The organism is Kitasatospora sp. NPDC092286 (genome assembly GCF_044755565.1).
GTDB lineage: Bacteria > Actinomycetota > Actinomycetes > Streptomycetales > Streptomycetaceae > Kitasatospora.
The window spans coordinates 127,835-151,251 of record NZ_JBIVRD010000004.1 but is presented as its reverse complement, the minus strand read 5'-3'; the positions used below and the strand labels follow the sequence as shown (position 1 = coordinate 151,251).

Here is a 23,417-nt window from a genome sequence, read left to right as displayed (position 1 = left end):
TTCGGAGAAGACCGCGGCCCGGGCACGTGTGATGCTCTCCGGCAGATCGCCCGAGCGCACGCCCCGTGGATCCACCACGAACGGGGGTGCCGCCACCGGTACTACGCCGCGAGGACATGTCATGACAGAGACGTACGACGAGATCATTGTCGGATCAGGCTCGGCCGGCGCAGCCCTGGCCGCCCGGCTCAGCGCCGATCCCTCCCGCCGGGTCCTGCTGCTGGAGGCCGGCCCGGACTTTCCGGACATCGACGGGACCCCCGAGGACCTCCGCAGCGGCGCCGCGATGTCGCTGGACGAGCACGACTGGAAGTACCGGGCCGAGATCGCCGACGGCCGGCGGGTCCGCTTCCCGCGCGGCAAGGTGACCGGCGGCTCCTCGGCGGTGGGCGCCACCATCGCCCTGCGCGGCGTGCCGCAGGACTACGACGAGTGGGCCGCCGTCGGAAACCCCGAGTGGTCCTGGGAGAAGGTCCTGCCGTTCTTCCGCCGCCTGGAGGACGACGCCGACCACGACCAGGGCGAAGTGCACGGCCGGGGCGGCCCGTACCCGGTGCGCCGCTGGCAGCCCGACGAACTGACCGACATCCAGCGGGGGTTCCTGCAGGCCGCCCTGGACGCCGGATACCCCGAGGTCAAGGACCACAACGACCCCGAGGCGACCGGCGTCGGCCCGATCCCCTCCAACCGGCGCGAGCCGCTGGACGTCCGGGTCTCCACCGCGATGGCCTACCTGACCGCCGAGGTGCGCGAGCGCCCCAACCTCACCATCCGGCCCGGCGTCCTCGTCCACCGCGTGCTGCTGGAGGACGGGCGCGCCACGGGCGTGGAGGTGTCCACCGCGGGCGGCGCGGCCGAGCAACTGCTCGGCCGCCGGGTCGTGCTGTCCGCCGGCGCTGTCAACTCACCCGCCATCCTGATGCGTTCGGGCATCGGCCCGGCCGACGAGCTGGCCCGCCACGGCATCGCGGTCCGGACCGACCTGCCGGGCGTGGGCGCCAACCTGATCGACCACCCGCGGACCGGCGTCTTCATGGTGCCCCGGCCCGGCGCCGTGGACACCGCGGCACCGTTCCTGCAGACCATCCTGCGCACCACCGCCGAGGACTCCGACCAGTTCAACGACCTGCAGTTCTACATGGTCAACCACTTCGACCTGACACTCTTCCCGGACCTCCAGATGCTGGCCGGCGGCATGGTCATCCTCGGCGTCATGGTCGTCCACCAGCGGCCCGAGTCCCGCGGCCGGATCACCCTCACCTCCGCCGACCCCGCGGCCGCGCCCGACGTCCGGCTGAACTTCCTCTCCACCGAGCGGGACATGCGGATCCTCGCCGACGGCGTCCGCACCTGCTGGCAGCTGGCCAACCACCCGGACGTCCGCCCGTACGGCGAGTCCTTCATCGTGCTCAACGAGCGGCTGGTCGAGCAGGACGACATGGTGCGCCAGTACATCCGGGTCAGCCTGGACAGCGCCTACCACCCGGTCGGCACCGCCCGGATGGGGCCGGCCGACGACCCGGGCGCCGTGGTCGACCAGTACCTGCGCGTCCACGGTGTCGACGCCCTGTACGTGGCCGACGCCTCCGTGATGCCGAACATCGTCAGCTGCAACACCAACCTGACCTCGATCATGATCGGCGAGCGGCTGGCGGACTGGCTGAGCCGCGACTGACCGCCACCGGCCGCCACGGCCGGCCGGCCCCGGGCCCGTTCGCGTACCAGGCGGACGGGCCCGGGGCCGTTCGCGTACCCGGGACGCCGGCCGGCCGAAATGACCAATACCCGTGCCCGGTCCGGCCTTTGACCAACCGGCCGACCGGTCGTTCAATCCACCTGGCAGAGGGCAATCTCGGAGACACCAGACCGACCGCCCGGTGCCACCATCGTGGGAAAGCAAAGCACCGAAATCACCGTCCGCGGAATATCCGAACCACTCGGAGAGCAGGAGAGATTGACATGACGGAGCAGCAGCAGATCCCCGGGGTCCGCGTCCCGATGGTGTCCGAATCCGAGGCCACCGGCCGCACCGCGGAACTGTACGAGCGCATCAAGGAGACGACGAAGCTTCCCTTCGTTCCGGACATGTTCCGGCTGGTATCCGCCCGGCCGGCCCTCCTGGAGGTGGTACTCGCCGGCTATTCCGGGGTCTTCAGCGACGGCGTGCTGCCGCGCGGCACCCGGGAACTCATCTCCGCCTGGACGTCGAAGGTCTGCGGCTGCCCGTACTGCGTCGGGACGCACAACTGGTTCCTGCTCCAGTTCGGCGGCAGCAAGGAGCTCGCCGACGCCATCACCGTCGCGAGCTCCCCCGACGAGCTGCCCGTCGACGCGCCCACCGCCGAACTGCTGCGGCTGGTCACCAAGGTGACCACCGGCGCCTACCGGGTCACCGACGAGGACTGGCAGCGGGCCGCCGCCGCGGGGTGGAACGACGAGGAACTGCTGGAGGCGGTCTTCGTCGCCGCCTTGTTCAACTTCATCACACGGCTGGTCGACGGCCTCGGGCTCGGCACGACGGTCCGCGAGAGCCGGATCTCCCGGCAGGACACCGAGGAGCAGGACACCGGGGAGCAGGCGACCGGAGACGCCGGGGACGCCGGGGACACCGAGGACGCCGCCCGGTGAACGCCTCCCGCGCCGTTCTGCTCACCGGCGCCTCCTCCGGCACCGGCCTCTCCTCCGGCACCGGCCGGGCCGTCGCACTCCGGCTGCACCGGGCCGGCTGGCCGGTGTACGCGACCGCCCGCGACCCCGAGATGCTCGCGCCGCTCGCCGCGGAGGGCATCACCACGATGCGCCTGGACGTGACCGACGAGAAGTCGATGCTGGCGGCGGTGGAGCGGATCACCGCCGAACACGGCGCGGTGGGCGTGCTCGTCAACAACGCGGCCTACAGCCTCAACGGGACCATCGGCGAGACGCCGATCGAGGAGGTCCGCCGGCAGTTCGAGACCAATGTCTTCGGGCTCTCCCGGCTGACCCAGCTGGTCCTGCCCGGCATGCGCGAGCAGGGGCAGGGCCGGATCGTGATGATGTCCTCGATCTTCGGGCAGTTCGCCACCCCCGGGCGCGGCTACTACCAGGCCACCAAGCACGCGCTGGAGGCCATCGGGGACTCGCTGCGGCACGAGGTCGCCCACGTCGGGATCAAGGTGGTCCTGGTCGAGCCCTCGCCGATCCTCGGCGGCTTCGTGCCGACCAGCGTCGCCGACCTCGGGATGTCCGGCCAGGAGAAGTCCGGCCTGTACGACGCGTTCTGGGAGCACTTCGTCGACTGGCACGGGGCCTACCGCGAGACCGAACACCCCACCGGCCGCGGGCGGATGGCGGTCCGGGCCGAAACGGTCGCCAAGGTCGTGGAGCGGGCGGTGGCCAGCGACAACCCGAGGATCAGGTACCGGATCGGGGTCCCGTCCCGGCTGCTGCCCCGGATGCGCTGGACCATCGGTGACCGCATGTTCGAGCGATTTGTGCGAGCTTTCTTCCCGATCCCTTAACATGCGGTCCACCGAACGTTCCTGACTGGCACTCAGTCGGACTCCCCAACCACCGCCGGTCCCGCCGGCGCCCACCGGACGTCCGGCCCCGTTCCCGTCCCTCCGGCCCACACACCTACTACAGGGGAACCGCGTGCACCGAAGAATCGTCCAACGCGGGCTGCGCAACCTGTCGCTCGCCCAGATCCGCCACGTCTCGCCGGCCGGCTACCACAGCGGCGGACTGCCCGTACGCCGCGTCTACCGGGAGGTGGAGCGCGACTTCGGGGTGCTCGCCCCGCCCATCGCACTGCACTCCCCCGCGCCGGACGTGATGACCGCGAGCTGGCTGGTCCTCCGCGCCTCGCTGGTCGCCCCCGGCCGGGCGCGGCGGGCGGCGAAGGAGGCGGTGGCCGTCGCGGTCTCCGAGGCCAACTCCTGCCCCTTCTGCGTCCGGATGCACGCCGCGACCCTGGCGGTGCTGCTGCCCGGCGGCGGCGCCGGTCCGGGGCAGCCCGCCACCGTCGCGGGCGGCGACGGGCTGCCCGACCCCATCCCGGCGGACGAAGTGCCCGAACTGATCGGGACCCTGGTGGTGATGCACTACCTCAACCGGATGGTCAACGTCTTCCTGAGCGAAGTCCCGCTGCCGCCCGGCGCCCCCAGGACCTCGCTCGGCCCGGTCCTGCGGGTGCTCACCTGGCTGATCCGCTCGGCGGGCCGGACGGCCTCCCCGCGCTCGCGCAATCACGGCCTGCTCCCCGCGGCCGAGCTGCCGGAGGACCTCCGCTGGGCGGCGGGCGAGCCGAGCGTCGCGGACGCCTTCGCCCGGGCCTGCGCCGCCCTCGACGAGGCCGGCCGCCGGGCCGTTCCGGCCGCCGTCCGGGCCGTGGTGACCGCCGAACTCGACCAGTGGGACGGGCAGCCGCCGGGGCTCGGCACCCCCTGGCCGGAGCGGGCGCTGGCCGGCCTGTCGGCCGAGGACCGGCCGGCGGGCCGGCTGGCCCTGCTCAGCGCGATGGCCTCCTACCGCGTCGACGACCGGACCGTCGCCGCCGCGCGGCCCGGCCGGACCGACCGCGACATCGTCGAAATCACCGCCTGGGCGAGCTTCGAGGCGGCCCGCCGAATCGGCGACCGGACCTACCGGCAGACCGGCCGGAAGGACGCCACCGGCCATTGAGGGCTACCCCGCCCGGGCATGGCCCGAACCTCGGGCGTGACCTTGAGTTCGACATACGACTCCGCTAACGTAACGGCCCATAACACGGGGGCATCACAAATTGACGACGGTTTCTCCACTAACGGAACAGAGCGTCCCGCCGAATCGGCGGAATTCCACGGCCGCGCGCCGCCACAGGCTCGACGGAGGCTGCGCCCGGCCGGTTCCATGCGCCATCTGATCCGGGCGCCGCTTCCCGCGGCGCCCGCGGTCTCATGCCGCGCACCTCTTCCCCCGATTGGAGAGATGTCATGCGGGCTGCTGTCGAGCGTGCGATCAACACGATGTGGGACCACTACAACGAGCCGCTCTCGCTGGCCGACCTGGCCGACACCGCCATCCTCAGCAAGTTCTACTTCTCCCGTGTCTTCAGAGACCAGACCGGCACCTCCCCCGGCAGATTCCTGACCGCCATCCGCCTGTTCAAGGCCAAGGGCCTGCTCCAGCACACCCTGCTGAGCGTCACCGACATCTCCTATCAGGTCGGTTACAACAGCCTCGGAACATTCACCAGCCGTTTCACCCGGAGCGTCGGAATGTCGCCGGCGCGATTTCGCGCGTTTACCCGAACCGGAATTCACGATATTAACCGCCCGCCGGCGGCAGGTTTAGGACAACGGGTCTCCACGGTCACCGGATCGGTCACCGTGCCGCCCACCGAAGGCGCCGTCCGGGTCTATGTCGGGGCTTTCAAGGAACCGATCGTGCAGGGTTTCCCGGTGGCCTGCGCCGTCCTGAACGGCCCCGGGCGCTACCGGCTCGACGCGCTGCCCGACGGGCTCTGGTACGTCCGCGCCACCGTCCTCGCGCTGGACTCCCAGCCCCGCCGGCGCTCGCACCAGCCGCTGTTCGTCGGGTCGAGCGCGCCGATGACGGTCCGCAGCGGCCGCGCCGAGGCCGACATCGACACCAGACCGCTCTGTCTGCTGGACATGCCGATCCTGCTCGCCCTGCCCGAACTGGACTGCCACTTCTCGGGATCCGCGTGCACACCCGCGGCGTCCTCGCCGTGGAGCCGCGAGGCGAGGTCCGAGCTGACCCAGCAGGCGTACCCGGCCTGACGGCCGGGCCGAGACCCGGCACCCCGGACCGCCGGCCGGTGTGCCGTCGAACGAACCGGCCGACCACGCCCCACCGTGCCGTGTCGTGCCCTGCCGACCATGCCCGCCGAGCCGTGCCCTGCCGCGTCACCCCCACCGCGGACGGCCTCGGGGAGCAGGCCGGGACCAGGGTGTCCCGCCGCCGGAAGCCCGACCGCCGGTCCCGCCCCGGCCCGCCTCCGACCGGGCCCGCCCGGCCTCGCCCGGACCGGCCTCGCCCGGACCGGACGCACCGACCCGGACGCGCTCAGACCCGGCCGGACGCGACGGTATCCGGGTGCCCGCCGGCCGCCCGGCCGGCCTGTCGGGCGGAGATCCGCCCCGAGCGGTGCAGCCAGCCGACGGTGTCGGCCAGGGTCTGCGCGAGCGGTCGCGCCCGCAGCCCCAGCGACGGCGCGTCCACGGCCACCGGCGCCGCCACCGCGCAGGTGTAGACCGCGCCGAACTCCGCCGGGATGTACCACGGCCACACATGCTGCAGCAGCCCGACCAGTCGGCCGACCGGGAACATCGCCCGGGCGGGCAGATACCCGGCCGGCAGCCGCCGACCGGTCACCTCCCCCACCGTCTCGACATACTGACGGGTCGTCAGAAACTTCCCGGGCGCGAAGTACCGGTCGGCGGCGGGGACTCGGCCGGCCGGCCTGGTGACCAGCGCGGCGTGCAGGGCCGCGGTGTCCCGGACGTCCCCGAGCGGGAGCCCGCCCGACGGCCAGAGCGGCATCAGGCCGCGCAACTCGTTGCGCAGCCGCGCGTTCTGGTCGCCCAGGTACGGATCGTGCGGCCCCAGCAGCGCCGGCGGGTAGCTGATCACCACCGGGGCGCCCGCCTCCTGGTGCCCGCGCGCGAGCAGGTCGGCCGCCGCCTTGCTCGCCAGGTAGGCCTCCCGCGGCCGCCCGACCGGCGAGTGCGCGCCCAGCTCGGCCTGCGGGGAGGGGAAGAGCGCTCCGACGCTGGAGACATGGACGATCGGGTCGGCCCCGGCCCGGCTGGCGGCCTCGATGACCAGCCCGGTGCCCTGCACGTTGACGCGGCGCACCTGCGCGTACTTCCTGCTGTCGAAGGAGTAGACGGAGGCCGCGTGCAGCACCGCGTCCGCTCCCGTGACCGCCCGGGCCACCGCGTCGGGATCCGTGACGTCGCCGACCACCACCTCGACCCGGGCCGGGTCGACGCCCAGCGGCCCGAGCGCCCGGCCCACCGCCGCCGGATCGCGGACCAGCAGGCGTACCCGGCAGCCCGCCGCGAGAACCGCCGCTACCGAATGGGCTCCGACGAACCCGGTTCCCCCCGTGACACAGACCAGCATGAGCCCTCCACCCTCGGCCGTACGACGGTCCCGTTCAGCCGGCCGGTCCGGGTGGACGCGGTGGCCCGGCCATCGTGCCGCAGCGGGGTGGACGGCGTCTTCTCACAGCGTGCCCCCCGTGGGCCGAACCCCGCCCCCTGGCCAGGTGGTTCGGCCGGGCCGGGTTCGGTCAGCCGGTGCGGCCGGGCGGGGTTCAGCCGGGCAGGCCGGCCGCGAGGTCGGTGAGCGCCCGGACGACGGAGCCGGCGGCCGGCGAGCCCGGCTCGATCAGGGTGTAGTGCCCGGTGCCGGGCAGCACGATCTCCCGCGCGTCCCGGTGCGCGGCCAGGTAGCCGGTGAACTGGTCGTGCGGCAGCTCCTCGTCGTTCGCCCCGCGCAGGACGACCGTCGGCACGCCGGTGGTGCCCGCGCCGCGCAGCAGCGTCAGCGGGTCCACCGCGGGCAGCCGTTCGACGGCCGGGCCGTCACCGCCGAGCAGGAGCAGCCCGGCGTCGTCGCTGAGGCCGTCGCGGATCACGCCGGCCAGGTCGGTGATCGGCGCGAGCCCGAGCACGGCGTCCGGCAGCCGGGTGCTGTACCAGGGCGAGTCCTCGGGGAGCAGCGCCCGGGCGGCGGCCCACAGGGCCAGGTGCCCGCCGGAGCAGTGGCCGGCCAGGATGTAGGGCCGCCCGGCGGGCAGGGTGTCCACGGCCCGGGCGACGTCGTCGAAGGTCGCCGGGTAGCCGCCGGCGCCGCCCGCGCGGCGGAAGCCCGGCAGCAGGACGTCGAAGCCCTGGCGGGCGAGGTGGGCGGCGAACGGCGTCAGGTGCAGCCGGTCGTAGCGCCAGTAGCCGCCGTGCAGCAGCACGACCAGCGGGGCGTCCGGCCGGTTCGCCGTCCAGAGGTCGTAGGTCTGGTGCGGATGGCCGCCGTAGGAGCCGCGCGCGGGCGCGAGCACCGGCTTCAGGGAGAGGACGCGGCGTTCCTCCTCGGCGCCCTGGGCGGAGAGCGGCGGGCGGACGCGGGGTGCGGGGGCCGGGACATCGGGGCTGCCGGGGGCGTCAGACATGGCTGCGGGCCGTCCAGAGCTCGGGGAAGACCGGCCGGGCGGCGCGCTGTTCCAGCCAGACCACGCCCGGTGAGCCGCCGCTGCCCGTCTTGGCGCCCATCGCCCGCCGGACGACCAGCACATGGTCGGCGCGCCAGCGCAGCACCAGTTCGGCGATGTCGGTGAGGGTCTCCGCCAGGGTGAGCAGCGGGTCGTGCGCGGGCCCCGCGTAGATCCGGCGCCACACCTCCTCGACGCCCGGGTCCGGGCGGTAGGGCTCGGTGACGTCGCGCTCGCGGACCGCCTCGGGGACGGGCAGGCCCCGGCGGTACAGGAACTGCAGCACCTCGTCGTAGAGCGACGGCCGGACGAGCGCGGCCTCCAGCGCCTCGTGCGCCGCCCGGTGGCCCCGGTAGGAGTCGACCATCGGGCGGGACTTGTCCCCGAGCAGGAACTCCATCTGCCGGTACATCGCCGACTGGAAGCCGGAGGCCTTGCCGAAGGCGGCGCGGAAGGAGTTGAAGCGGCCGGGGGTGAGGGTCGCGATGGGGTGCCAGGAGTCGTTGAGCGCCCGGTGGGCGCGGGCGCTGCGGCGCAGGGCGTCGAGCGCGGCCTCGGGGTCGTCCTTGGACAGCGCCTCTCCGGCGGAGCGCCACTCGTGCACGGTGAGGGCGAACCACAGCTCCATCACCTGTGCGGTGACCAGGAAGCCCATCTCGTCGGGGGCGTCGGTCAGCGGTTGCTGGAGCGAGGCGAGGAGGTCCGCGTGGACGTAGTCCTCGTAGGGGGTCACTCCCTGGAATTCCAGGAACGGTGCGTCGGTCATGAGGACTCCGTGGGAATCGGGGCTGTCGACCGGGACGGCCGGTCAGCGGTGTCAGAGGTCGAAGTCGAGGGCGATCTCGCCGGTGGCGTCCGGCTCCGGCCGGGCCCGGCAGGTGAGCACGCAGCCCTCGGCCACCTCGCGCTCGCCGAGCGCGTAGTGGCGGTCCATCCGGACGGCGCCGCGGACGACCCTGGCCCGGCAGGCGCCGCAGAGGCCGTCGCGGCAGGAGTACGGGGTCTCGGGCCGGGCGCGCAGCACCGCGTCCAGGACGACGCGGTCGCCGGGTGCCATGGTGACCGCGCTGGTGCGGCCGGCCAGCCGTACCGTGATCGGGCGGCCCGCGGTGCGGGCGTCGGGGGCGGCGGCCGGTGCCGGGGTGTCGTCGGCGGTGAAGAACTCGCAGTGGATCCGGTCCGGTTCGGCGCCCCAGCGGGCGAGCGCCGACCGGGCGGTCCGCACCAGCCCCCAGGGGCCGCAGAGGTAGAAGGAGCACGGGTCGCCGGGGGCGGCGCCGAGCAGGGTCAGCAGGCCGGGCAGCCGTTCCTCGTCGATCCGGCCGGAGAGCAGTTCGCTCTCCCGGCTCTCGCGGGAGAGCACATGGAGGGCGGTGAACCGCCGCAGGTGGGCGTCCTTGAGGTCGGCGAGTTCGTCGGCGAGCAGGGCGGCGCGGGCGGTCGGCACCGCGTGGACCAGGGAGACCCTGGCGTGCGGGTCGGTGCGCAGGGCGTGCGCGGCCATGGCGAACAGCGGGGTGATGCCGCTGCCGCCGCCGATCATCACATGGTGCTCGCCGGGGCGGTCGGCGAGGGCGAACCCGCCGGTGGGCGTGGAGAGTTCGAGGGTGTCGCCGGCGGCGAGCGCGGTCGTGGCGTGGTCCGCGAAGCCGCCGGGGCCGAGCCGGCGGACGACCAGGCGCAGCGTCCGCGGTTCGCCGGGCGGCGGGCAGAGCGAGTAGCTGCGGCGCAGTTCGCCCCGCGGCCCCCGGTGGCGGACCACGACGTGCTGTCCCGGCCGGTGGGCGAAGGCCGGGGCGAGCGGGTCGGGCAGGTCGAGGCGGATCGCCACGGCGTCGTCGGTGAGCCGGTCCAGGCCCGCGACGCGCAGCCGGTGCCAGCCGGGCGTGCGGGGCGGGGCGGCCGCCGGTATCGCTGTCATGACGGATCGTCACATCGCTTTCAGGTGGGCGAAGGTCTCCCGGCAGGCGGTGCAGACGAGCACGGCCTGGCAGCGGGTGGCGCCGAACGGGCTCTGCGGCCTGGTCGCGGCCGAGCCGCAGTTGGGGCAGGGCAGGCCGAGGCCGAGGCGCAGCGGCAGGGGCGCGGTGGCGGGGCCCGGGGGCACGATGCCGTGCTCGGCGAGCCGGCGGCGGCCCTCGGGGGTGATCGCGTCGGTGGTCCAGGCGGGGGTGAGCTCCTGGCGGACCCGGCCGTCCGGGTGGCCGCAGTCGGCCAGGGCCTCCCGGATGGCCTCCGTCATGGCGGGCAGCGCGGGGCAGCCGAGGTAGGTCGGGGTGATGACCACCTCGACCGCGCCGTCGGGGGCCAGGCCGACGGCGCGGATCACACCGAGGTCGGCGAGCGTGATCATCGGCAGTTCCGGGTCGGGGACGGTGGCGACGCGGGCCCGGACGCGGTCGAGGTCCGGGGCGGCCGGGGTGGCAGGCGCGGTCACCAGGTGCCGCCGGGGTACTGACGGTGGACCGACTGGAACTCGGCGAGCAGCGGGGCGAACGCCTCGGTGTGCAGGCCGGCCCGTCCGCCGGTGGCCCGCCAGCGGGGGGCGGGGACGGCCAGTCCCGCGGTGGCGAGCACGGCGGCCGTCTCGCGCTGCCAGGCGTCGCGCAGCCGGGCGGGGGCGACGGCGGTGCCGGCGGCGTCGAGCCGGCTGCTCGGCCCGTCCTCCTCGAACAGTTCGTCGGTGTAGGGCCAGAGCGCGTCCAGGGCGGTGGTCATCCGGCGGCGGCTCTCGGTGGTGCCGCGGCCCAGCCGGACGGTCCACTGCGCGGCGTGCATCCGGTGGTACTCGACCTCGGCGGCGGCGCGGGCGCCGAAGCCGGACAGGACGGGGTCGGCGCAGTCCGCGAGCGCGGTGTAGAGCAGTCCGGCGTAGTGGGAGAAGACCAGCTGGCGGACGACGGTCGCGGCGAAGTCCGGGTCGGGCAGTTCGACCAGCAGCACGTGGCGGAACTCGCGCTCGGTGCGGCGGTAGGCGAGGTCGTCGTCGCCGCGTCCGGTGCCGTCGCGCTGCCCGCTGTAGGAGAGCAGGGTGCGGGCGTGGCCGAGGAGGTCGAGCGCGATGTTGGAGAGCGCCAGGTCCTCCTCGATGGTCGGGGCGCGGGTGATCCAGCCGCAGAGCCGCTGGCAGAGCACCAGGGCGTCGTCGCCGAGCCGCAGCGCGTAGCCGGCCAGGTCCGGGTGGGGGGCGGGGCCCGGGGCGGCGGGGCGGGCCGGTGTGGTGTCAGTCGTCATGGGCGCCGTCCTCGGTGAGGGAGACGTAGTGCTCCGGGTAGCGGTACGGCTTGTCCGCGGCGTTGCTGAACAGCGGGTCCTTCTCGGCGGGCGAGGAGGCGCGGACGGCGTCGCTGCGCACCACCCAGATCGACACCGGGTCGCCCCTGCGGGCGTACAGGTCACGGGCGTTGGCGAGCGCCATGTCGGCGTCGGCGCCGTGGACCGAGCCCACGTGCTGGTGGGACAGGCCGCGGCGCGGCCTGATGAACACCTCCCAGGGCGTCTGCACCCGTCCGCTCCCCCGCGTCGTCGCCGTCATGACCGCCGCCCGGCCGGTTCGGCGGCCTCGGGCCGCGCCGCGTCCGGCAGGGTGCCGTCCTCGTCGAGGCGGGCGGCGTAGGCGTCCACCGCGGCGCGGACCCAGGCGCCGTTCTCGTGCGCCGCGACCCGGTGGGCCAGCCGGGCCCGGGCGCACTGCGAGTCGTCGCCGAGGGCGTCCCGGAACAGCTGCCAGTCGATCGGGCTGAAGTCGTAGTGCCCGCGCTCCTCGTTCCAGCGGATCGCCGGGTCGGGCAGGGTCACGCCCAGCCGCTCGGCCTGCGGGGCGGCGTTGTCGACGAACCGCTGGCGCAGCTCGTCGTTGGTGTGCCGTTTGATGCCCCAGGCCAGCGAGCGGCGGGAGACCCCGGCGCCGATGGCGGCGGTGCGCCTGTCCAGGCCGCCGGCCTCCGTGTCGGGCGGGCCGAACATCAGCGCGACGGCCGGCAGCCACCACCGGTCGACGGCGTCCTGCGCCATCGCCCGCTGCCCGGCCGTGCCCCGGCAGAGCGCCCACAGGACGTCGTAGCCCTGGCGGACGTGGAAGGCCTCCTCCTGGCAGACCCGGCGCATGGCCCGGCCGTAGGGGCCGTACGAGGTGTGGCAGAGCGGGGCCTGGTTGACCACCGCCGCGCCGTCCGTCAGCCAGGCGATGGCGCCGGTGTCGGCCCAGGTCAGGGCCGGGTGGTTGAAGGTGGCGGCGTACCGCTGGTGGCCGCGGTGCAGGGCGTCGAGCAGGTCTTCGCGGGAGGCGCCCAGGGTCTCCGCCGCCGCGTACAGGTAGAGCCCGTGCCCGGCCTCGTCCTGCACCTTGGCCAGCAGCGAGGCCTTGCGGTGCAGCGAGGGCGCGCGGGTGATCCAGGAGCCCTCCGGCTGCATGCCGATGATCTCGGAGTGGGCGTGCTGCGCGATCTGGCGCAGCAGCATCATCCGGTAGCCGGGCGGCATCCAGTCGCGCGGTTCGATCCGCTCGTCGGCGGCGAGCAGCGCCTCGAAGTGCTCCTCCAGCCGCTGTCCTGCGGTGCCGTCGCCGTCGTCCGGCGCCGGCCCGGCCGGTGCCCGGCCGGCCTCCTCCACGGGCCCTGAACGCACCCGGATCACCCCTCGCTCCTCCTCGTCGCACGCACGCTCCGGCCGACGGCCCGGCGCGTGCCTTCACGGGTAGAGGAGGAGCGGGGCGGGGTGCTCCATCCCCCGGCCGTACAACCGCGCCAGTGATGCTGATCACAGACATGACAGGGATTGGTCAGGCCGCGACCGCTCCTCTGTAAGGGCGGGTCAGACACGCCCGGGGGCGGCAAGGCCCCGCACGGGACCGCTACGAGAGGCAGGGCATGAGCACTGTACGAAAGATGCTGGTCGACCTGACCGGCCTGCCGGAGTTCGCCGACGCGATCGAGGACACCGCCGATCTCACCGCCAGCGGCATCGACTCGGGCGACATGGTGCGCCTGGTCCTGCTGATCGAACAGCACACCGGGGCGGAGGTGACCGCCGGGGACCTGGAGGGGCTCTCGACGATCGCCGACTACGAGCGGTTCCTGGCCGGGCACGGCGGTCCCGCCTGATGTGGCTGACCCAGCTCTTGGAGCGCAACCGCCAGTGCTACCCGGACCGCCGGGCCCTCGTGGACGAGCGGCGCTCGGTGACCTGGAGCGAGCTGCACGACCGGACGCTGCGCCTCGCCCACGGGTTCGCCAGGCTGGGCCTGCGGGCCGGTGACCGGGTCGCGGTCCTGTCGCTGGACCGGATCGAGGTGCTGGAGACGTACTTCGCGCTGGCCCGGATCGGCGTCCTGTTCGTGCCGCTCAACCACAGTCTGACGACCGCGGAGATCGGCGGGATCGTCGAGCGCACCGGGCCGGCGGCGATCGTCGGCGAAGGGAAACTGCTCGGCCGGCACCCGGATCTGCCGGTGCGGCTGCGGATCGCCCTGGACGGCGCGGAGTACGCCGCGCTGGCCGACGGCGACGGCGACGGCGGGGCCGGTGCCCCCGGGCTGCCGGCCGTGCCGGACGACGCGCTCGCCGCGATCCTGCACACCTCGGCCACCACCGGCCAGGCCAAGGGCGTCACGGTGGACCACGCGTCGTTCCGCGCGATCGCGCTCGGCTGGCTGGCGCTCGCCCGGCCCGAGGACGACATGGTGCTGGTCAACTGCTGCCCGCTGTACCACGGGAGCGTGGTCGTCTCGCTGACGTACCTGGCCGCCGGGGCCACCGTGGTGCTGATGCCGGGCTTCAAGCCGCAGACCGCGCTCGCCGCCATCGAGGAGAACCGCGCCACGCACGTCTGGCTGGTGCCGCAGATGCTGCGCTTCATCCTGCGGGCCGGGGCGCGACAGGGCACGGACCTCTCCTCGCTGCGGGAGATCCTGTACGGCGCGGCGCCGATGCCGGTCGACGTGTACGGCGAGGCGCTGGAGGAACTGGGCTGCGGCTTCCGCCAGGTGTACGGGATGACCGAGGTCGGGGGTCCGTTCGTCACCCTCGGCCCCGAGGAGCACCCCCCGCTGGACCGGATCCCCGACATCATCCCGAGCGGCCGGGTGATCCCCGGGATGTCGGCGCGGGTGCTGGACACCCGGGGCGGCGAGGCCGGGCCGGGCGAGATCGGCGAGATCGGCGTCCGGGGGCCGGGCGTGATGCGCGGGTACTGGGGCAACGACGAGGCCACCGCCGAGATCACCGTCGACGGCTGGACCCTCACCGGCGACCTCGGGTTCATCGACCGGGACGGCCGGATCCACCTGGTCGACCGGAGCAAGGACCTGATCATCCGGGCCGGGCAGAACGTCTACCCGACGGAGATCGAGCGGGCGCTGCGCTCCCACCCCGGGGTGGCCGACGTCGCGGTGGTCGGGGTGCCGGACGAGGACTACGGCGAGGTGCCGCTGGCCTATGTGGTGGCCGACGGCGAGGTCGGCGCGGCCGAGCTGCTGCGGCACGCGGCCGGGCTGCTGGCCCCCTACAAGCGGCCCCGGCGGGTCGAGTTCATCGAGCAGGTGCCGAGGAACCCGGCCGGGAAGATCGTCAAGAAGCTGCTGCGGACGGCCGGTTGACGGGCCCGTGGTGCACGGTGAGGGGCCCCGTCGACGACGGGGCCCCTCACCGTGCACTCGGCGCGCAGGCTCAGCGGGCGGCCCGGACGTCCTCGACCACCAGCCGCAGCAGCGGGGTCGGGGCCGGCTGGAAGTAGAAGTGCGCGCCGGGCAGCAGCCTGGTCCCCAGGAAGCGCGTCGTCCGGGCCGCCCAGCCGGGCAGCAGGCCCGGCGGGGTGACCTCGTCCCGTTCGCCGCCGTACACCGCCAGCGGGACGGGCAGCGGCTCCCGGTCCAGGTCCGGGCGCCAGCACTCGACGAGTCCGAAGTCGGCCCGCAGGACGGGAGTCAGCAGCGGCCAGAACTCCGGGTCGTCCAGGATCGCGCGCGGGGTGCCGCCCATCGCCTCGACGGCGGACCGCAGCTGGTCGTCGTCGGAGAGGTCGAAGCCGGAGACCCGCCGGGGGTGGTGCTCGGGCGCCGCGAGCCCGGAGAGGCCGAGCCACTCGGGCAGCGGCAGCCCGCGCCGGTGCAGCGCGTGGGTCAGCTCGTAGGCGGCGATGGCTCCCATGCTGTGGCCGAACAGCGCGTACGGGCGGTCGAGTTCGCCGGACAGCCCGCGCAGCAGCGCCCCGGCGAGCTCGTCGGCCGTGCGGCAGGGCGGCCCGGACCGGCCGATCCGCCCCGGCGCCTCGACCAGGCACACCTCCCACTCCGGGGGCAGCAGCGGGGCCCAGGGCCGGTAGCCCACGTGGGAGCCGCCGGCGTGGTGCAGCACGAACAGCCGCAGCTCCGGTGCGGCCGGGCGGCGGACCCGGAGCAGCTCGGCCGCGGGACCGGCGGCGCCCGGGTCGACGGCGTCCGGCCCGGACCGGGCCCGCCCGGTGGGCGAGTCCGGTCCGGCGGGGTCGGGCCGCCTCATCGCGGTCCGGCCGGCGCGGCCGGGCGCAGGTCCAGCCAGTGCTCGTTGACGTGGGCGACGCAGGCGGCGCGGTCCGCCGGGCCGTGCGCGGTCCGCCAGCCGGCCGGCACGGCGAGCGCGGCGGGCCAGAGCGAGTGCTGGTTCTCCTGGTTGACCAGCACCAGGTAGTCGGCCGACTGGTCCTCGAACGGGTTCGTCACCGGTGTGTTCCCTTCAGTTCGGTCTCGATGAGGTGGGCGATGTCGGCGGCCGCCTCGGGCCGCAGCATGTCGCCGTGCGCGCCCGCGACGGCGTGGTCCCTGATCCGCCCGGCCACGTACGGGCGCCAGGCCCGGGCGGACGGCCCGGTCTCCGGGCCGGCGCCGACGGTGCCCTCGGAGGCGTGGAAGAACAGCGCGTCCCCGTCGTAGTGGCCGGGCACGAAGGCGTAGCCGAGCGCGGTGTCGTTGGCCATGACGGCGAGCAGCGCCGAGACCGCCCGGTCGTCCAGCCCGCGCAGCGTGCTGTCCTCGCGCTGGAGGACGGCCAGTACCCCGGCCCGGTCCGGCGGGGCGTCGTCCGGGCCGGCCGGGCGGGCCGCGCCGGAGGAGGCGAGCAGGATGCCCAGCAGGACGCGTTCGAGCTCCTCGGCGGCGGGCAGCGGGGGCCGTCCGGGCAGCGCGCCCATCGGGAGGCAGTCGAGCATCGCCAGCAGCCCGGTCGGCTCGCCCGCCGCCCGCAGCCGGACGGCCATCTCGTGGGCGACCAGACCGCCGAAGGACCAGCCGAGCAGATGGAACGGGCCGTGCGGGTGGACGGTCCTGATCTGCCGGAGGTAGTCGTCGGCCATCTCCCGCACCGAGCCGGCCGGCCGCTCGCCGGGCAGCAGGCCCCGGGCCTGGATGCCGTAGACCGGGCGGTCCGGGTCGAGGCCGCCGAGCAGGGCGGCGTACGGCCAGCCGACCCCGGCGCCGGGGTGGACGCAGAACAGCGGCGTGCCCGAGCCGGCCGGGCGCAGCGGCAGCAGGACGTCGAGCATGCCGCCCGCCACCGGGTCGGCGCCGCCGTCCGGGCCCGCCCCGTCGGCCTGGGCGGCCAGGCCCTCGACGGTGGGGCTCCGGAACAGCGCGGCCACCGTCAGGTCGACGCCCAGGGCGGTGCGCAGCCGGCCGAGCATCTGGGTGGCGAGGATGGAGTGGCCGCCGAGTTCGAAGAAGTTGTCGCGCAGGCCGATCCGGTCGTGCTGGAGCAGGTCGCGCCAGATGCCGGCGACGGTGCGTTCGGTCGCGGTGGCCGGCCGGTCCGGTCCGTCCTCGGCGTCCGGGCTCGGGCCGGTGCGGGCGAGCCGGTCGCGGTCGATGGCGCCGTCCGCGGTCCTGGGCAGTTCGGCGACGGGCAGCGCGGCACAGCCGACGGGGGTGCCGTAGCGGTCCGGGAGTTCGCCGCCGGGGTCCGGGGCGGCGCCCGCGGCCGGGGCGGGCCCGGTCTCGACGTGGGCGGCCGGGGTGCGCAGCGGGTGGACCGGGGCGAGGGTCTGGGCGCGGATCCACGGCGCGTCGGGGTCGAGGCCGATCAGCACCTGCGGGGTGTCGTGGCACAGGGCCGTGTCGAGCGAGCGCAGGGCCTCGCGGACGCCGAGGATGCGGTAGCCGCGGGCCTCGGTCAGCTCGCGCATCGCGTAGCCCCGGCTCATGCCGCGCTCGTCCCACATGCTCCAGGCCAGGCTGCGGCCGTCGATGCCGCAGTTGTCGCGCTGGTGGGCGGCGAGGGCGTCGAGGTAGGCGTTGGCCGCCGCGTAGCTGCCGACCCCGGCGCCGCCGAAGTGGCCGTTGACGGAGGAGAAGGAGAGGAAGAGCGCGCCGGGCCGGTCGGCGACCAGCTGGTGCAGGGCCCAGCCGCCGAGGATCTTCGGGGCCAGGACGGCGGCGCGCTGTTCGGGGGTCTCCCCCGTCACCGGCCGTTCGGCGAAGTGCCCGGCCAGGTGGAGCACGCCCGCCAGTTCGGTGTCCCAGGCGCGCTCGGCGGTGCGGACGACGGCCCGGACGGCGTCGGCGTCGGTGATGTCGACGGCGGCGTAGGCGATGTCGCCGGCGGCGCTCAGCTCGCGGTGGGCGGCGAGGCGGCGGGCGAGCTCGCCGCCCTCGGCGAGGTGGCGGTCCTGGTCGGCGGGGGCCGGCAGCGGGGTGCGGCCGAGCAGCAGCAGCCGGACCGGGTGGGCGGCGAGCAGGTGGCGGGCGGCCTCGACCGCGACCCCGCCGAGGCCGCCGCTGATCACGTACAGCCCGCCGTCGCGGAAGACCGGGGCGGCCGGGGCCTTGAGGTCGCCGCCGGGCAGCCGCCGCAGCCGGCGCGCCCAGCGGGCGGGGGCGCGGCCCCGACCGGGGCGCAGCGCGACCTCGGTGTCCCCGGCGGGGGCGGCGAGTTCGGCGACGAGGTGGGCGAGGAGCGCCTGGTCCGGGCCGGGGGCGGTGAGCGCCGTACGGCTGCCGAGGTCGATGTGCCGAGTGTGCAGCCAGGGCAGTTCCTGGCCGAGGCTCTTCGCCAGGGCGACGGCGGGGGCGCGGCGCGCGGCCGGGGTGTCGGTGGCCAGGACGCGCCCGCTGTCGGCGGCGACGACGTACAGCGCCACCGGCCGTTCGGGGCCGTAGCGGTCGGGCCGGGCGGCGAGCGCCGTCGCGAGCTGGGCGATCTCCTCGACGCCGTCGGCGCCGGGGCCGTCGTCGGGGGCGCCGGTGGTCAGGTGGACCACCCGGCCGAGCGGCGGCATCGCGTCCAGGAGGGCGTCCCACTGGGCGCGGTCGGTGGCGTCGAGCGGGGCCAGCGGGGCGTCGGCCGGGCCGGGGCCGGCGGCCGGGGCGCGCCGGACGAGGGTGGTGTCGTGGCCCTCGGCGCGCAGGGCGGCGGCGAGCCGTTCGCCCGGCCCCGCCTCGTCCGCGACCAGCAGGGTGTGTCCGCCGGGGCGGGCCGCCCCGGGCCCGGCCGGGTGGACGAGGGCGGCGGGCTGCCAGACGGGCTGGAAGAACCAGTTCGGCAGGGTGTCGCCGAGCGCCGTCGTGGCGAACTCCCCCGCCTCGAAGCGGGCGCGCAGCCTGGTCCGCTGGATCTTGCCGATCTCCGTCTTGGGGATGTCCGCGCGGTCCAGCGGGACGAGGTGGGCGGGGTTGACCCCGCCCTCGCGCAGCACCTTCTCGCGGATGCGGCGGGCGGCGGCGTCCGGGTCGGCGCCGGGCGCGAGGACGTAGAAGAGCGCGAGTTCGTCGCTGTCGCGGCCCTCGGCGCGCACCGCGCAGGCGGCCGTGAACGAGCTCTGGACGTCGTCGAGTTCCTCGACGATCGCCTCCAGCTCGTGGCTGGGGTGGTTGACGCCGCCGATGATGACGACGTCCTTGGCCCGGCCGGTGAGGGTGAGCGCGCCGTCCCTGAGCAGGGCGAGGTCGCCGGTGCGGAACCAGCCGTCGGCGGTGAACGCCTCGCGGTTCTGCCCGGGGTCGGCGTCGTAGCCGCGGGTGACGGCCGGGCCGCTGACCTGGAGGTGGCCGACGGTCCCCTCCGGGACGACGGTGTCGGTGTCGTCGGTGATCCGGACCGCGAAGCCGGGGTAGGGGCGGCCGACCTCGGTCGGGGCGTCCGTCGCCCCGGCCGTCGCGGAGAGCGGGGCCGAGACCTCTCCGGAGGAGGTCTCGGACATCCCCCAGACCGGGTGCATCGCCCCGGCGGGCAGGCCGTGCGGGGCCAGCAGGCGGACGAAGCGCCGGGCGACCCGGTCGACCACGGCCTCACCGCCGTTGAGCGCCAGGCGCAGCGCGGAGAGGTCCCACCGCTCCCCCGCGATCCGTTCGGCCTGGTCGTTGACCAGGCCGAACGCGAAGTTGGGGGCCCAGGTCGCGGTGGCCCGCCGGGTGTGCAGCGCCTCGATCCAGCGCAGCGGGTCGGCGAGCACCCAGGCGGTGGGCGCGTGGATCTGGGCGGCGCCGGCGGCCAGGAAGGCCAGGTGGAACATGACCACGCCGCCGACGTGGTCCAGCGGCATCCAGTTGAAGGCGGTGTCGGCGGGGCCGAGTCCGTGCGCCTGGCGGGAGGCGGCGGCGTGGGTGAGCACGTTGTCGTGGCAGAGCCGGACGGCCTTGGGGGTGCCGGTGCTGCCGGAGGTGAGCATCAGCAGGATCAGGTCGTCGGGGCGGGCCCGGTGCGGCGCGTCGTCGGCCGGGCCGGTGCGCAGGTCCTCGATGACGGCCCGGCGGCGGTCGGCCGGGAGCGTGGCGCCGTGGGCGCGGTCGGTGAGGGTGAGCGGTTCGCCGAGGGAGCGCCAGGCGTGGGCGGCCCGGGTGGCGACCGCGCCGTCCGGCTGGTCGGCCGGGGGCGTGGCGAGCGGGACGGCGACGAAGCCGCCCAGCACGCAGGCCCAGAAGCCGGTGACGAAGTGCCGGTTGTCGGCGAGCTGGAGCAGCACCCGGTCGCCCGGCCGGAGTCCGGTGGCGCGCAGGGCGCCCGTCACCCGGGACGCCTCGTCGAGGAGTTCGGGGTAGCTCTGCCGCTCGGTGGTGCCGTCGGGGCGGAGGTACTCCAGGCCGGACGGCTGCGCGGCCCCGGCGACGCGCCGGAGCACGGCGCCGAGCGTGGACTCGGGGTAGGGCCGCAGCGGGGCGCCGGTGCTGAGCGAGGGCGGGGCGGCCCGGTCGGGGGTGGTCGGCTCCGGGGTGGCGAGGTCCGGGGTGGCCTGGTCGGCGGCGCGGACCGGGGGCCGGGCGGGCCCGGGCGGGCGGACGCGCCGGGCGGGACCGCCGGACGGCCGGTGGGCGACGCGCGAGACGGCGGCCCGGTCGCGGCCGGCGGTGGTCAGCCAGCGGTCCTCCCAGCGGGCCAGCAGGTCGTCGTCGAGGACGGGGATCCGGGCCAGCGCCGCCTCGTCGAGCGCGCCGCCCGGGGTCCGCGGCAGGTCGGAGACCAGGACGGCGGCGGTGAGCGGCAGGGCCGCGGGCAGTTCCCCGGTCGCGGCGCGGACGATCCACTCCTCGCCGATGTCGCGGGTGGGCACCACGTAGGCGACCAGTTCGGCGACGCCCGCGGTGCTGTGGCGGACGGCCAGGGCGCAGTCGCGGACGGGCTCCAGCTCCCTGATCCGCCGGGCGAGCGCGGCGAGCCGGAGGGTGTGGTCGCCCACCTGGGCCAGGCCCGGGGTGCGGGTGGTGGTCTCCAGGTCGCCGTCCTCGGTGAGCCGGCCGAGGTCGCCGGTCGGCGTGCCGGCGGCGGCCGGCCCGGCGGGGAGCGGGGCGTCGGCGGCCGGGGCGAGGTGGACGGCGCCGGACACGCCGAGCGGCGCCGGCCGGCCGTACCCGTCCAGGACGCGCAGCGGGCGGACGGGGCGCAGGGCGCCGGGGCGGCCGGGGTCGGCGACGGCGAGCGGGCCGGTCGCGGCCGTGGTGTGGGTCGGGCGCAGGACGGCGCCGAGCGCGTCGTGGTACCGGGCGGTCTGGTCGGGCGTCAGCGCCCGGCCGGTGTGGACCACCGCGCGCAGGGTGGTGGGCAGGGGCTGCGCGGCGAGCCGGGCGAGGTCGCGGTCGACGGCGAGGGCGACGCTCGCCCCGTCGTCCTCGGTTTCCCCCGCCGGGACGGCCAGGGCGGCGCCGTGGAGCAGCGGCAGCAGGGTCTCCCAGACCGATCGGGCGGTGCCGGGCGGTGCCCACCGCCGGACGGTGTCGGCGGCGGTGAGCCCGGCGGCGGCAGCCAACTGGTCGATCTGGTGGACGAGTTCGGCGTGGTCGACGGTGACCGGCGGTTCCTCGGCGCAGAGCAGGACGGCCGGGTGCCGCCCGGTGAGCGGCACGGGCGCGTCGTCCGCGGCCGGGGCGTCGGCGGCCGGGGCGGCAGCGTCCAGGGCGTCGGGGCCGGCCAGGGCGGCGAGGTCGAGGACCACGGGTGCCGGGCCGTCGGCCGCCGGGCGGGCGGCGAGCGCGCCGGCCGTCCCGGGCGGCGCGTCGGTGAGGACGAAGGCGGCGCCGGACCGCCGGAGCAGGGCGGTCAGCCGCTGCGGCGGGTCGGCGGGGTCGAGCGGGACGCCGACCGCCCCGGCCCGCACGACCGCGAGCAGCGCGAGGGCGCCGTCGGCCCCGGGGCCGCAGCAGAGCGCGACCCGGCTCCCGGGCGTCACGCCCCGCGCGCGCAGGCGCCGGGCCAGCCGGTCGGCGCGGGCGTCGGCGTCCCGGTAGGTGAGGGCGGCCGGGCCGGTGCGCAGCGCGGTCGCCGCGGGGGTGGCCGCCACCCGGGCGGCGAACCGCCCGGTGACGGTGGCGTCCCGGTCGTAGCCGGGCACGGCGGCGGTGACGCCCACGAAGCCCACGGGGTCGGCGGCGTCCTCGGCCAGCGGCAGCCGGGACAGCGGCAGGCCCGGATCGGCGGTCACGGCCTCCAGCAGCAGCCGCAGCCGCTCGGTGGCGCGCCGGGCGGTGCGGCGGTCGAACAGGTCGGTGGCGAAGACGAGGGTGCCGCGCAGGGTGCCGTCCTGCTCCCACAGGTGCAGTTCCTGGTCGAACCGGCAGGTCCAGTCGGCGACGGTGGCCGGGGTGACGGTCAGGCCCGGCAGCCCGATCTCCGGGCGGTCGAAGTTCTGCAGCGCGAAGACGACCTGGAAGAGCGGGTTGCCGCCCGGGTCGCGCTGCGGGGCGATCTCCTCGACGATCTTCTCCAGCGGGATGTGCTGGTGGGCGAAGGCACCGAGGCTCACCTCCCGCACCCGGTGGACCAGCGCGGCGAAGGCCGGATCGCCCGAGGCGTCCACGCGCAGCGGCAGGGTGTTGACGAACATACCGATGAGCGGGTCGAGTTGGGCGTTGTCCCGGTTGGCCGAGGGGGTGCCGACCAGGATGTCGTCCTGCCCCGTGGTGCGGTGCAGCAGGGCGGCGAACGCGGCCAGCAGCACCATGTAGAGGGTGGCGCCCTGATCGCGGGCGAGCCGTTTGACGGCGTCGGCGAGGTCCGGCGGGAGAACGAAGTCCAGCCGGTCGCCGGCGAAGGAGCGCTCGGCGGGCCGGGGCCGGTCGGCGGGCAGCCGCAGCACCGGCAGGTCCCCGGCCAGGCGTTCGCTCCAGTAGGCGAGCCCTTCGGCGAGCGGTTCGCCGGCCAGGTGCTCGCGCTGCCATTCGGCGAAGTCCCCGTACTGGATCTCCAGCGCGGGCCAGCCGGGCGCGCTGCCCGTGACCCTGGCCCGGTAGGCCTCGGCGAACTCGCGGACGAACACGCCCGCCGAGACGCCGTCGATGACGATGTGGTGCACGCAGACCAGCAGCAGGTGGTCGGCCGGCCCGAGACGGAACAGGACGGGCCGCAACAGCGGGCCCCGCTCCAGGTCGAACGGGTGCCGGACCTCCGCGAGCAGCCGCTCGCGCAGCTCCTGGTCCGCGGCGAGGTCCGCCCCGGCGGCGACGACGCCCGTCAGGTCGACGGTGGCCAGCGGCAGCTCCAGCCCGTCGGCGACCACCTGGAGCAGACCCTCGGCGGAGTCGGCGAAGGTGGTGCGCAGCGTCTCGTGCCGGTCCACCAGGTCGCCCAGCGCCCGGGCGAGCGCCCCGGTGTCCGGGGCGCCCCCGGTCAGCCGCAGCAGCAGCGGGACGTTGTAGAAGGCGTTGCGCGCGTCGAGCCGGTAGAAGAACCACATCCGTTCCTGGGCGTACGACGCCGGGAAGGTGAGGGGCTGCGCCGTCGCGGGCGGCTCGGACGGGCCGTCGGGGCCGGCCGTCGGGCTGGGCATC

The 23,417-nt window shown here is 75.6% G+C and carries 18 protein-coding genes; 7 read left to right on the top strand and 11 right to left on the bottom strand.

Features of this window, described 5'->3' with window-relative positions:
• The first annotated feature begins 121 nt into the window (after positions 1–121).
• From ACIQIB_RS06380 to ACIQIB_RS06360, 5 genes are all read left to right on the top strand, one after another.
• Positions 122–1,675, top strand: coding sequence for a GMC family oxidoreductase N-terminal domain-containing protein (locus tag ACIQIB_RS06380; protein ID WP_363608281.1), 1,554 nt, complete (start codon positions 122–124; stop codon positions 1,673–1,675).
• A gap of 284 nt (positions 1,676–1,959) precedes the next feature.
• Entirely contained in the window at positions 1,960–2,628 is a 669-nt protein-coding gene (locus tag ACIQIB_RS06375) for a carboxymuconolactone decarboxylase family protein (protein ID WP_400652722.1), read from the top strand.
• The gene (locus ACIQIB_RS06370; RefSeq protein ID WP_363608285.1) at positions 2,625–3,500 is read left to right on the top strand and encodes an SDR family NAD(P)-dependent oxidoreductase; all 876 of its coding nucleotides are present in this window, start codon (positions 2,625–2,627) and stop codon (positions 3,498–3,500) included. Before ACIQIB_RS06375 ends, ACIQIB_RS06370 begins: the two co-directional genes overlap by 4 nt.
• A gap of 133 nt (positions 3,501–3,633) precedes the next feature.
• A complete protein-coding gene (locus tag ACIQIB_RS06365) occupies positions 3,634–4,662 on the top strand; it encodes a carboxymuconolactone decarboxylase (RefSeq protein ID WP_400756990.1) in 1,029 nt (342 codons plus the stop codon).
• Between the two features lie 290 nt (positions 4,663–4,952).
• Complete coding sequence (locus tag ACIQIB_RS06360) at positions 4,953–5,762, top strand: helix-turn-helix transcriptional regulator (RefSeq protein ID WP_363608289.1); 810 nt, start codon at positions 4,953–4,955, stop codon at positions 5,760–5,762.
• Between the two features lie 286 nt (positions 5,763–6,048).
• Here the strand turns inward: ACIQIB_RS06360 and ACIQIB_RS06355 are convergent, their stop codons facing one another.
• From ACIQIB_RS06355 to paaA, 8 genes are all read right to left on the bottom strand, one after another.
• Positions 6,049–7,110: an SDR family NAD(P)-dependent oxidoreductase gene (locus ACIQIB_RS06355; protein WP_400756988.1), complete on the bottom strand. Its 1,062-nt coding sequence runs from the start codon at positions 7,108–7,110 to the stop codon at positions 6,049–6,051.
• Between the two features lie 193 nt (positions 7,111–7,303).
• Entirely contained in the window at positions 7,304–8,158 is an 855-nt protein-coding gene (locus tag ACIQIB_RS06350) for an alpha/beta hydrolase (protein WP_363608293.1), read from the bottom strand.
• Positions 8,151–8,963: a tryptophan 2,3-dioxygenase family protein gene (locus tag ACIQIB_RS06345; RefSeq protein WP_363608295.1), complete on the bottom strand. Its 813-nt coding sequence runs from the start codon at positions 8,961–8,963 to the stop codon at positions 8,151–8,153. The genes ACIQIB_RS06350 and ACIQIB_RS06345 overlap by 8 nt, the downstream gene beginning before the upstream one ends.
• 51 nt (positions 8,964–9,014) lie before the next feature.
• Positions 9,015–10,118, bottom strand: coding sequence for a 2Fe-2S iron-sulfur cluster-binding protein (locus tag ACIQIB_RS06340; RefSeq protein WP_400756987.1), 1,104 nt, complete (start codon positions 10,116–10,118; stop codon positions 9,015–9,017).
• Between the two features lie 9 nt (positions 10,119–10,127).
• Positions 10,128–10,634, bottom strand: coding sequence for a 1,2-phenylacetyl-CoA epoxidase subunit PaaD (gene paaD, locus ACIQIB_RS06335; RefSeq protein ID WP_400652733.1), 507 nt, complete (start codon positions 10,632–10,634; stop codon positions 10,128–10,130).
• A complete protein-coding gene (gene paaC / locus ACIQIB_RS06330) occupies positions 10,631–11,431 on the bottom strand; it encodes a 1,2-phenylacetyl-CoA epoxidase subunit PaaC (RefSeq protein ID WP_400756986.1) in 801 nt (266 codons plus the stop codon). The genes paaD and paaC overlap by 4 nt, the downstream gene beginning before the upstream one ends.
• Positions 11,421–11,732, bottom strand: a complete 312-nt coding sequence (gene paaB, locus ACIQIB_RS06325; protein ID WP_363608301.1) for a 1,2-phenylacetyl-CoA epoxidase subunit PaaB — start codon at positions 11,730–11,732, stop codon at positions 11,421–11,423. The genes paaC and paaB overlap by 11 nt, the downstream gene beginning before the upstream one ends.
• On the bottom strand, positions 11,729–12,808 hold the full coding sequence (paaA, locus tag ACIQIB_RS06320) for a 1,2-phenylacetyl-CoA epoxidase subunit PaaA (protein ID WP_400757072.1): 1,080 nt from the start codon (positions 12,806–12,808) through the stop codon (positions 11,729–11,731). The genes paaB and paaA overlap by 4 nt, the downstream gene beginning before the upstream one ends.
• Before the next feature lie 257 nt (positions 12,809–13,065).
• Here paaA and ACIQIB_RS06315 point away from each other — a divergent pair, with 257 nt between their 5' ends.
• Positions 13,066–13,299, top strand: coding sequence for an acyl carrier protein (locus tag ACIQIB_RS06315; RefSeq protein ID WP_363608303.1), 234 nt, complete (start codon positions 13,066–13,068; stop codon positions 13,297–13,299).
• Positions 13,299–14,792, top strand: coding sequence for a class I adenylate-forming enzyme family protein (locus ACIQIB_RS06310; protein WP_400756985.1), 1,494 nt, complete (start codon positions 13,299–13,301; stop codon positions 14,790–14,792). The genes ACIQIB_RS06315 and ACIQIB_RS06310 overlap by 1 nt, the downstream gene beginning before the upstream one ends.
• 70 nt (positions 14,793–14,862) lie before the next feature.
• Here the strand turns inward: ACIQIB_RS06310 and ACIQIB_RS06305 are convergent, their stop codons facing one another.
• From ACIQIB_RS06305 to ACIQIB_RS06295, 3 genes are read right to left on the bottom strand one after another with little or no spacing between them, the layout of a single operon-like run.
• Positions 14,863–15,693 carry a thioesterase II family protein gene (locus tag ACIQIB_RS06305; RefSeq protein ID WP_400756983.1) on the bottom strand — a complete coding sequence of 277 codons (831 nt, stop codon included), beginning with the start codon at positions 15,691–15,693 and terminating at the stop codon, positions 14,863–14,865.
• Positions 15,690–15,893: an MbtH family protein gene (locus tag ACIQIB_RS06300; RefSeq protein WP_363607599.1), complete on the bottom strand. Its 204-nt coding sequence runs from the start codon at positions 15,891–15,893 to the stop codon at positions 15,690–15,692. Before ACIQIB_RS06300 ends, ACIQIB_RS06305 begins: the two co-directional genes overlap by 4 nt.
• Positions 15,890–23,416 (bottom strand): condensation domain-containing protein, encoded by a 7,527-nt coding sequence (locus ACIQIB_RS06295; RefSeq protein WP_400756981.1) that lies wholly within the window; start codon positions 23,414–23,416, stop codon positions 15,890–15,892. The genes ACIQIB_RS06300 and ACIQIB_RS06295 overlap by 4 nt, the downstream gene beginning before the upstream one ends.
• Position 23,417: the final 1 nt, after the last annotated feature.

Bases quoted from the DNA above. Each gene is read 5' to 3' on its own strand.
- ACIQIB_RS06375 (WP_400652722.1), top strand. From the start codon at position 1,960: ATGACGGAGCAGCAGCAGATCCCCGGGGTCCGCGTCCCGATGGTGTCC.
- paaC (WP_400756986.1), bottom strand. From the start codon at position 11,431: ATGACGACTGACACCACACCGGCCCGCCCCGCCGCCCCGGGCCCCGCC.
- ACIQIB_RS06345 (WP_363608295.1), bottom strand. From the start codon at position 8,963: ATGACCGACGCACCGTTCCTGGAATTCCAGGGAGTGACCCCCTACGAG.
- paaB (WP_363608301.1), bottom strand. From the start codon at position 11,732: ATGACGGCGACGACGCGGGGGAGCGGACGGGTGCAGACGCCCTGGGAG.
- ACIQIB_RS06295 (WP_400756981.1), bottom strand. From the start codon at position 23,416: ATGCCCAGCCCGACGGCCGGCCCCGACGGCCCGTCCGAGCCGCCCGCG.
- ACIQIB_RS06310 (WP_400756985.1), top strand. From the start codon at position 13,299: ATGTGGCTGACCCAGCTCTTGGAGCGCAACCGCCAGTGCTACCCGGAC.
- ACIQIB_RS06340 (WP_400756987.1), bottom strand. From the start codon at position 10,118: ATGACAGCGATACCGGCGGCCGCCCCGCCCCGCACGCCCGGCTGGCAC.
- ACIQIB_RS06350 (WP_363608293.1), bottom strand. From the start codon at position 8,158: ATGTCTGACGCCCCCGGCAGCCCCGATGTCCCGGCCCCCGCACCCCGC.
- ACIQIB_RS06315 (WP_363608303.1), top strand. From the start codon at position 13,066: ATGAGCACTGTACGAAAGATGCTGGTCGACCTGACCGGCCTGCCGGAG.
- ACIQIB_RS06305 (WP_400756983.1), bottom strand. From the start codon at position 15,693: ATGAGGCGGCCCGACCCCGCCGGACCGGACTCGCCCACCGGGCGGGCC.
- ACIQIB_RS06355 (WP_400756988.1), bottom strand. From the start codon at position 7,110: ATGCTGGTCTGTGTCACGGGGGGAACCGGGTTCGTCGGAGCCCATTCG.
- ACIQIB_RS06360 (WP_363608289.1), top strand. From the start codon at position 4,953: ATGCGGGCTGCTGTCGAGCGTGCGATCAACACGATGTGGGACCACTAC.
- ACIQIB_RS06380 (WP_363608281.1), top strand. From the start codon at position 122: ATGACAGAGACGTACGACGAGATCATTGTCGGATCAGGCTCGGCCGGC.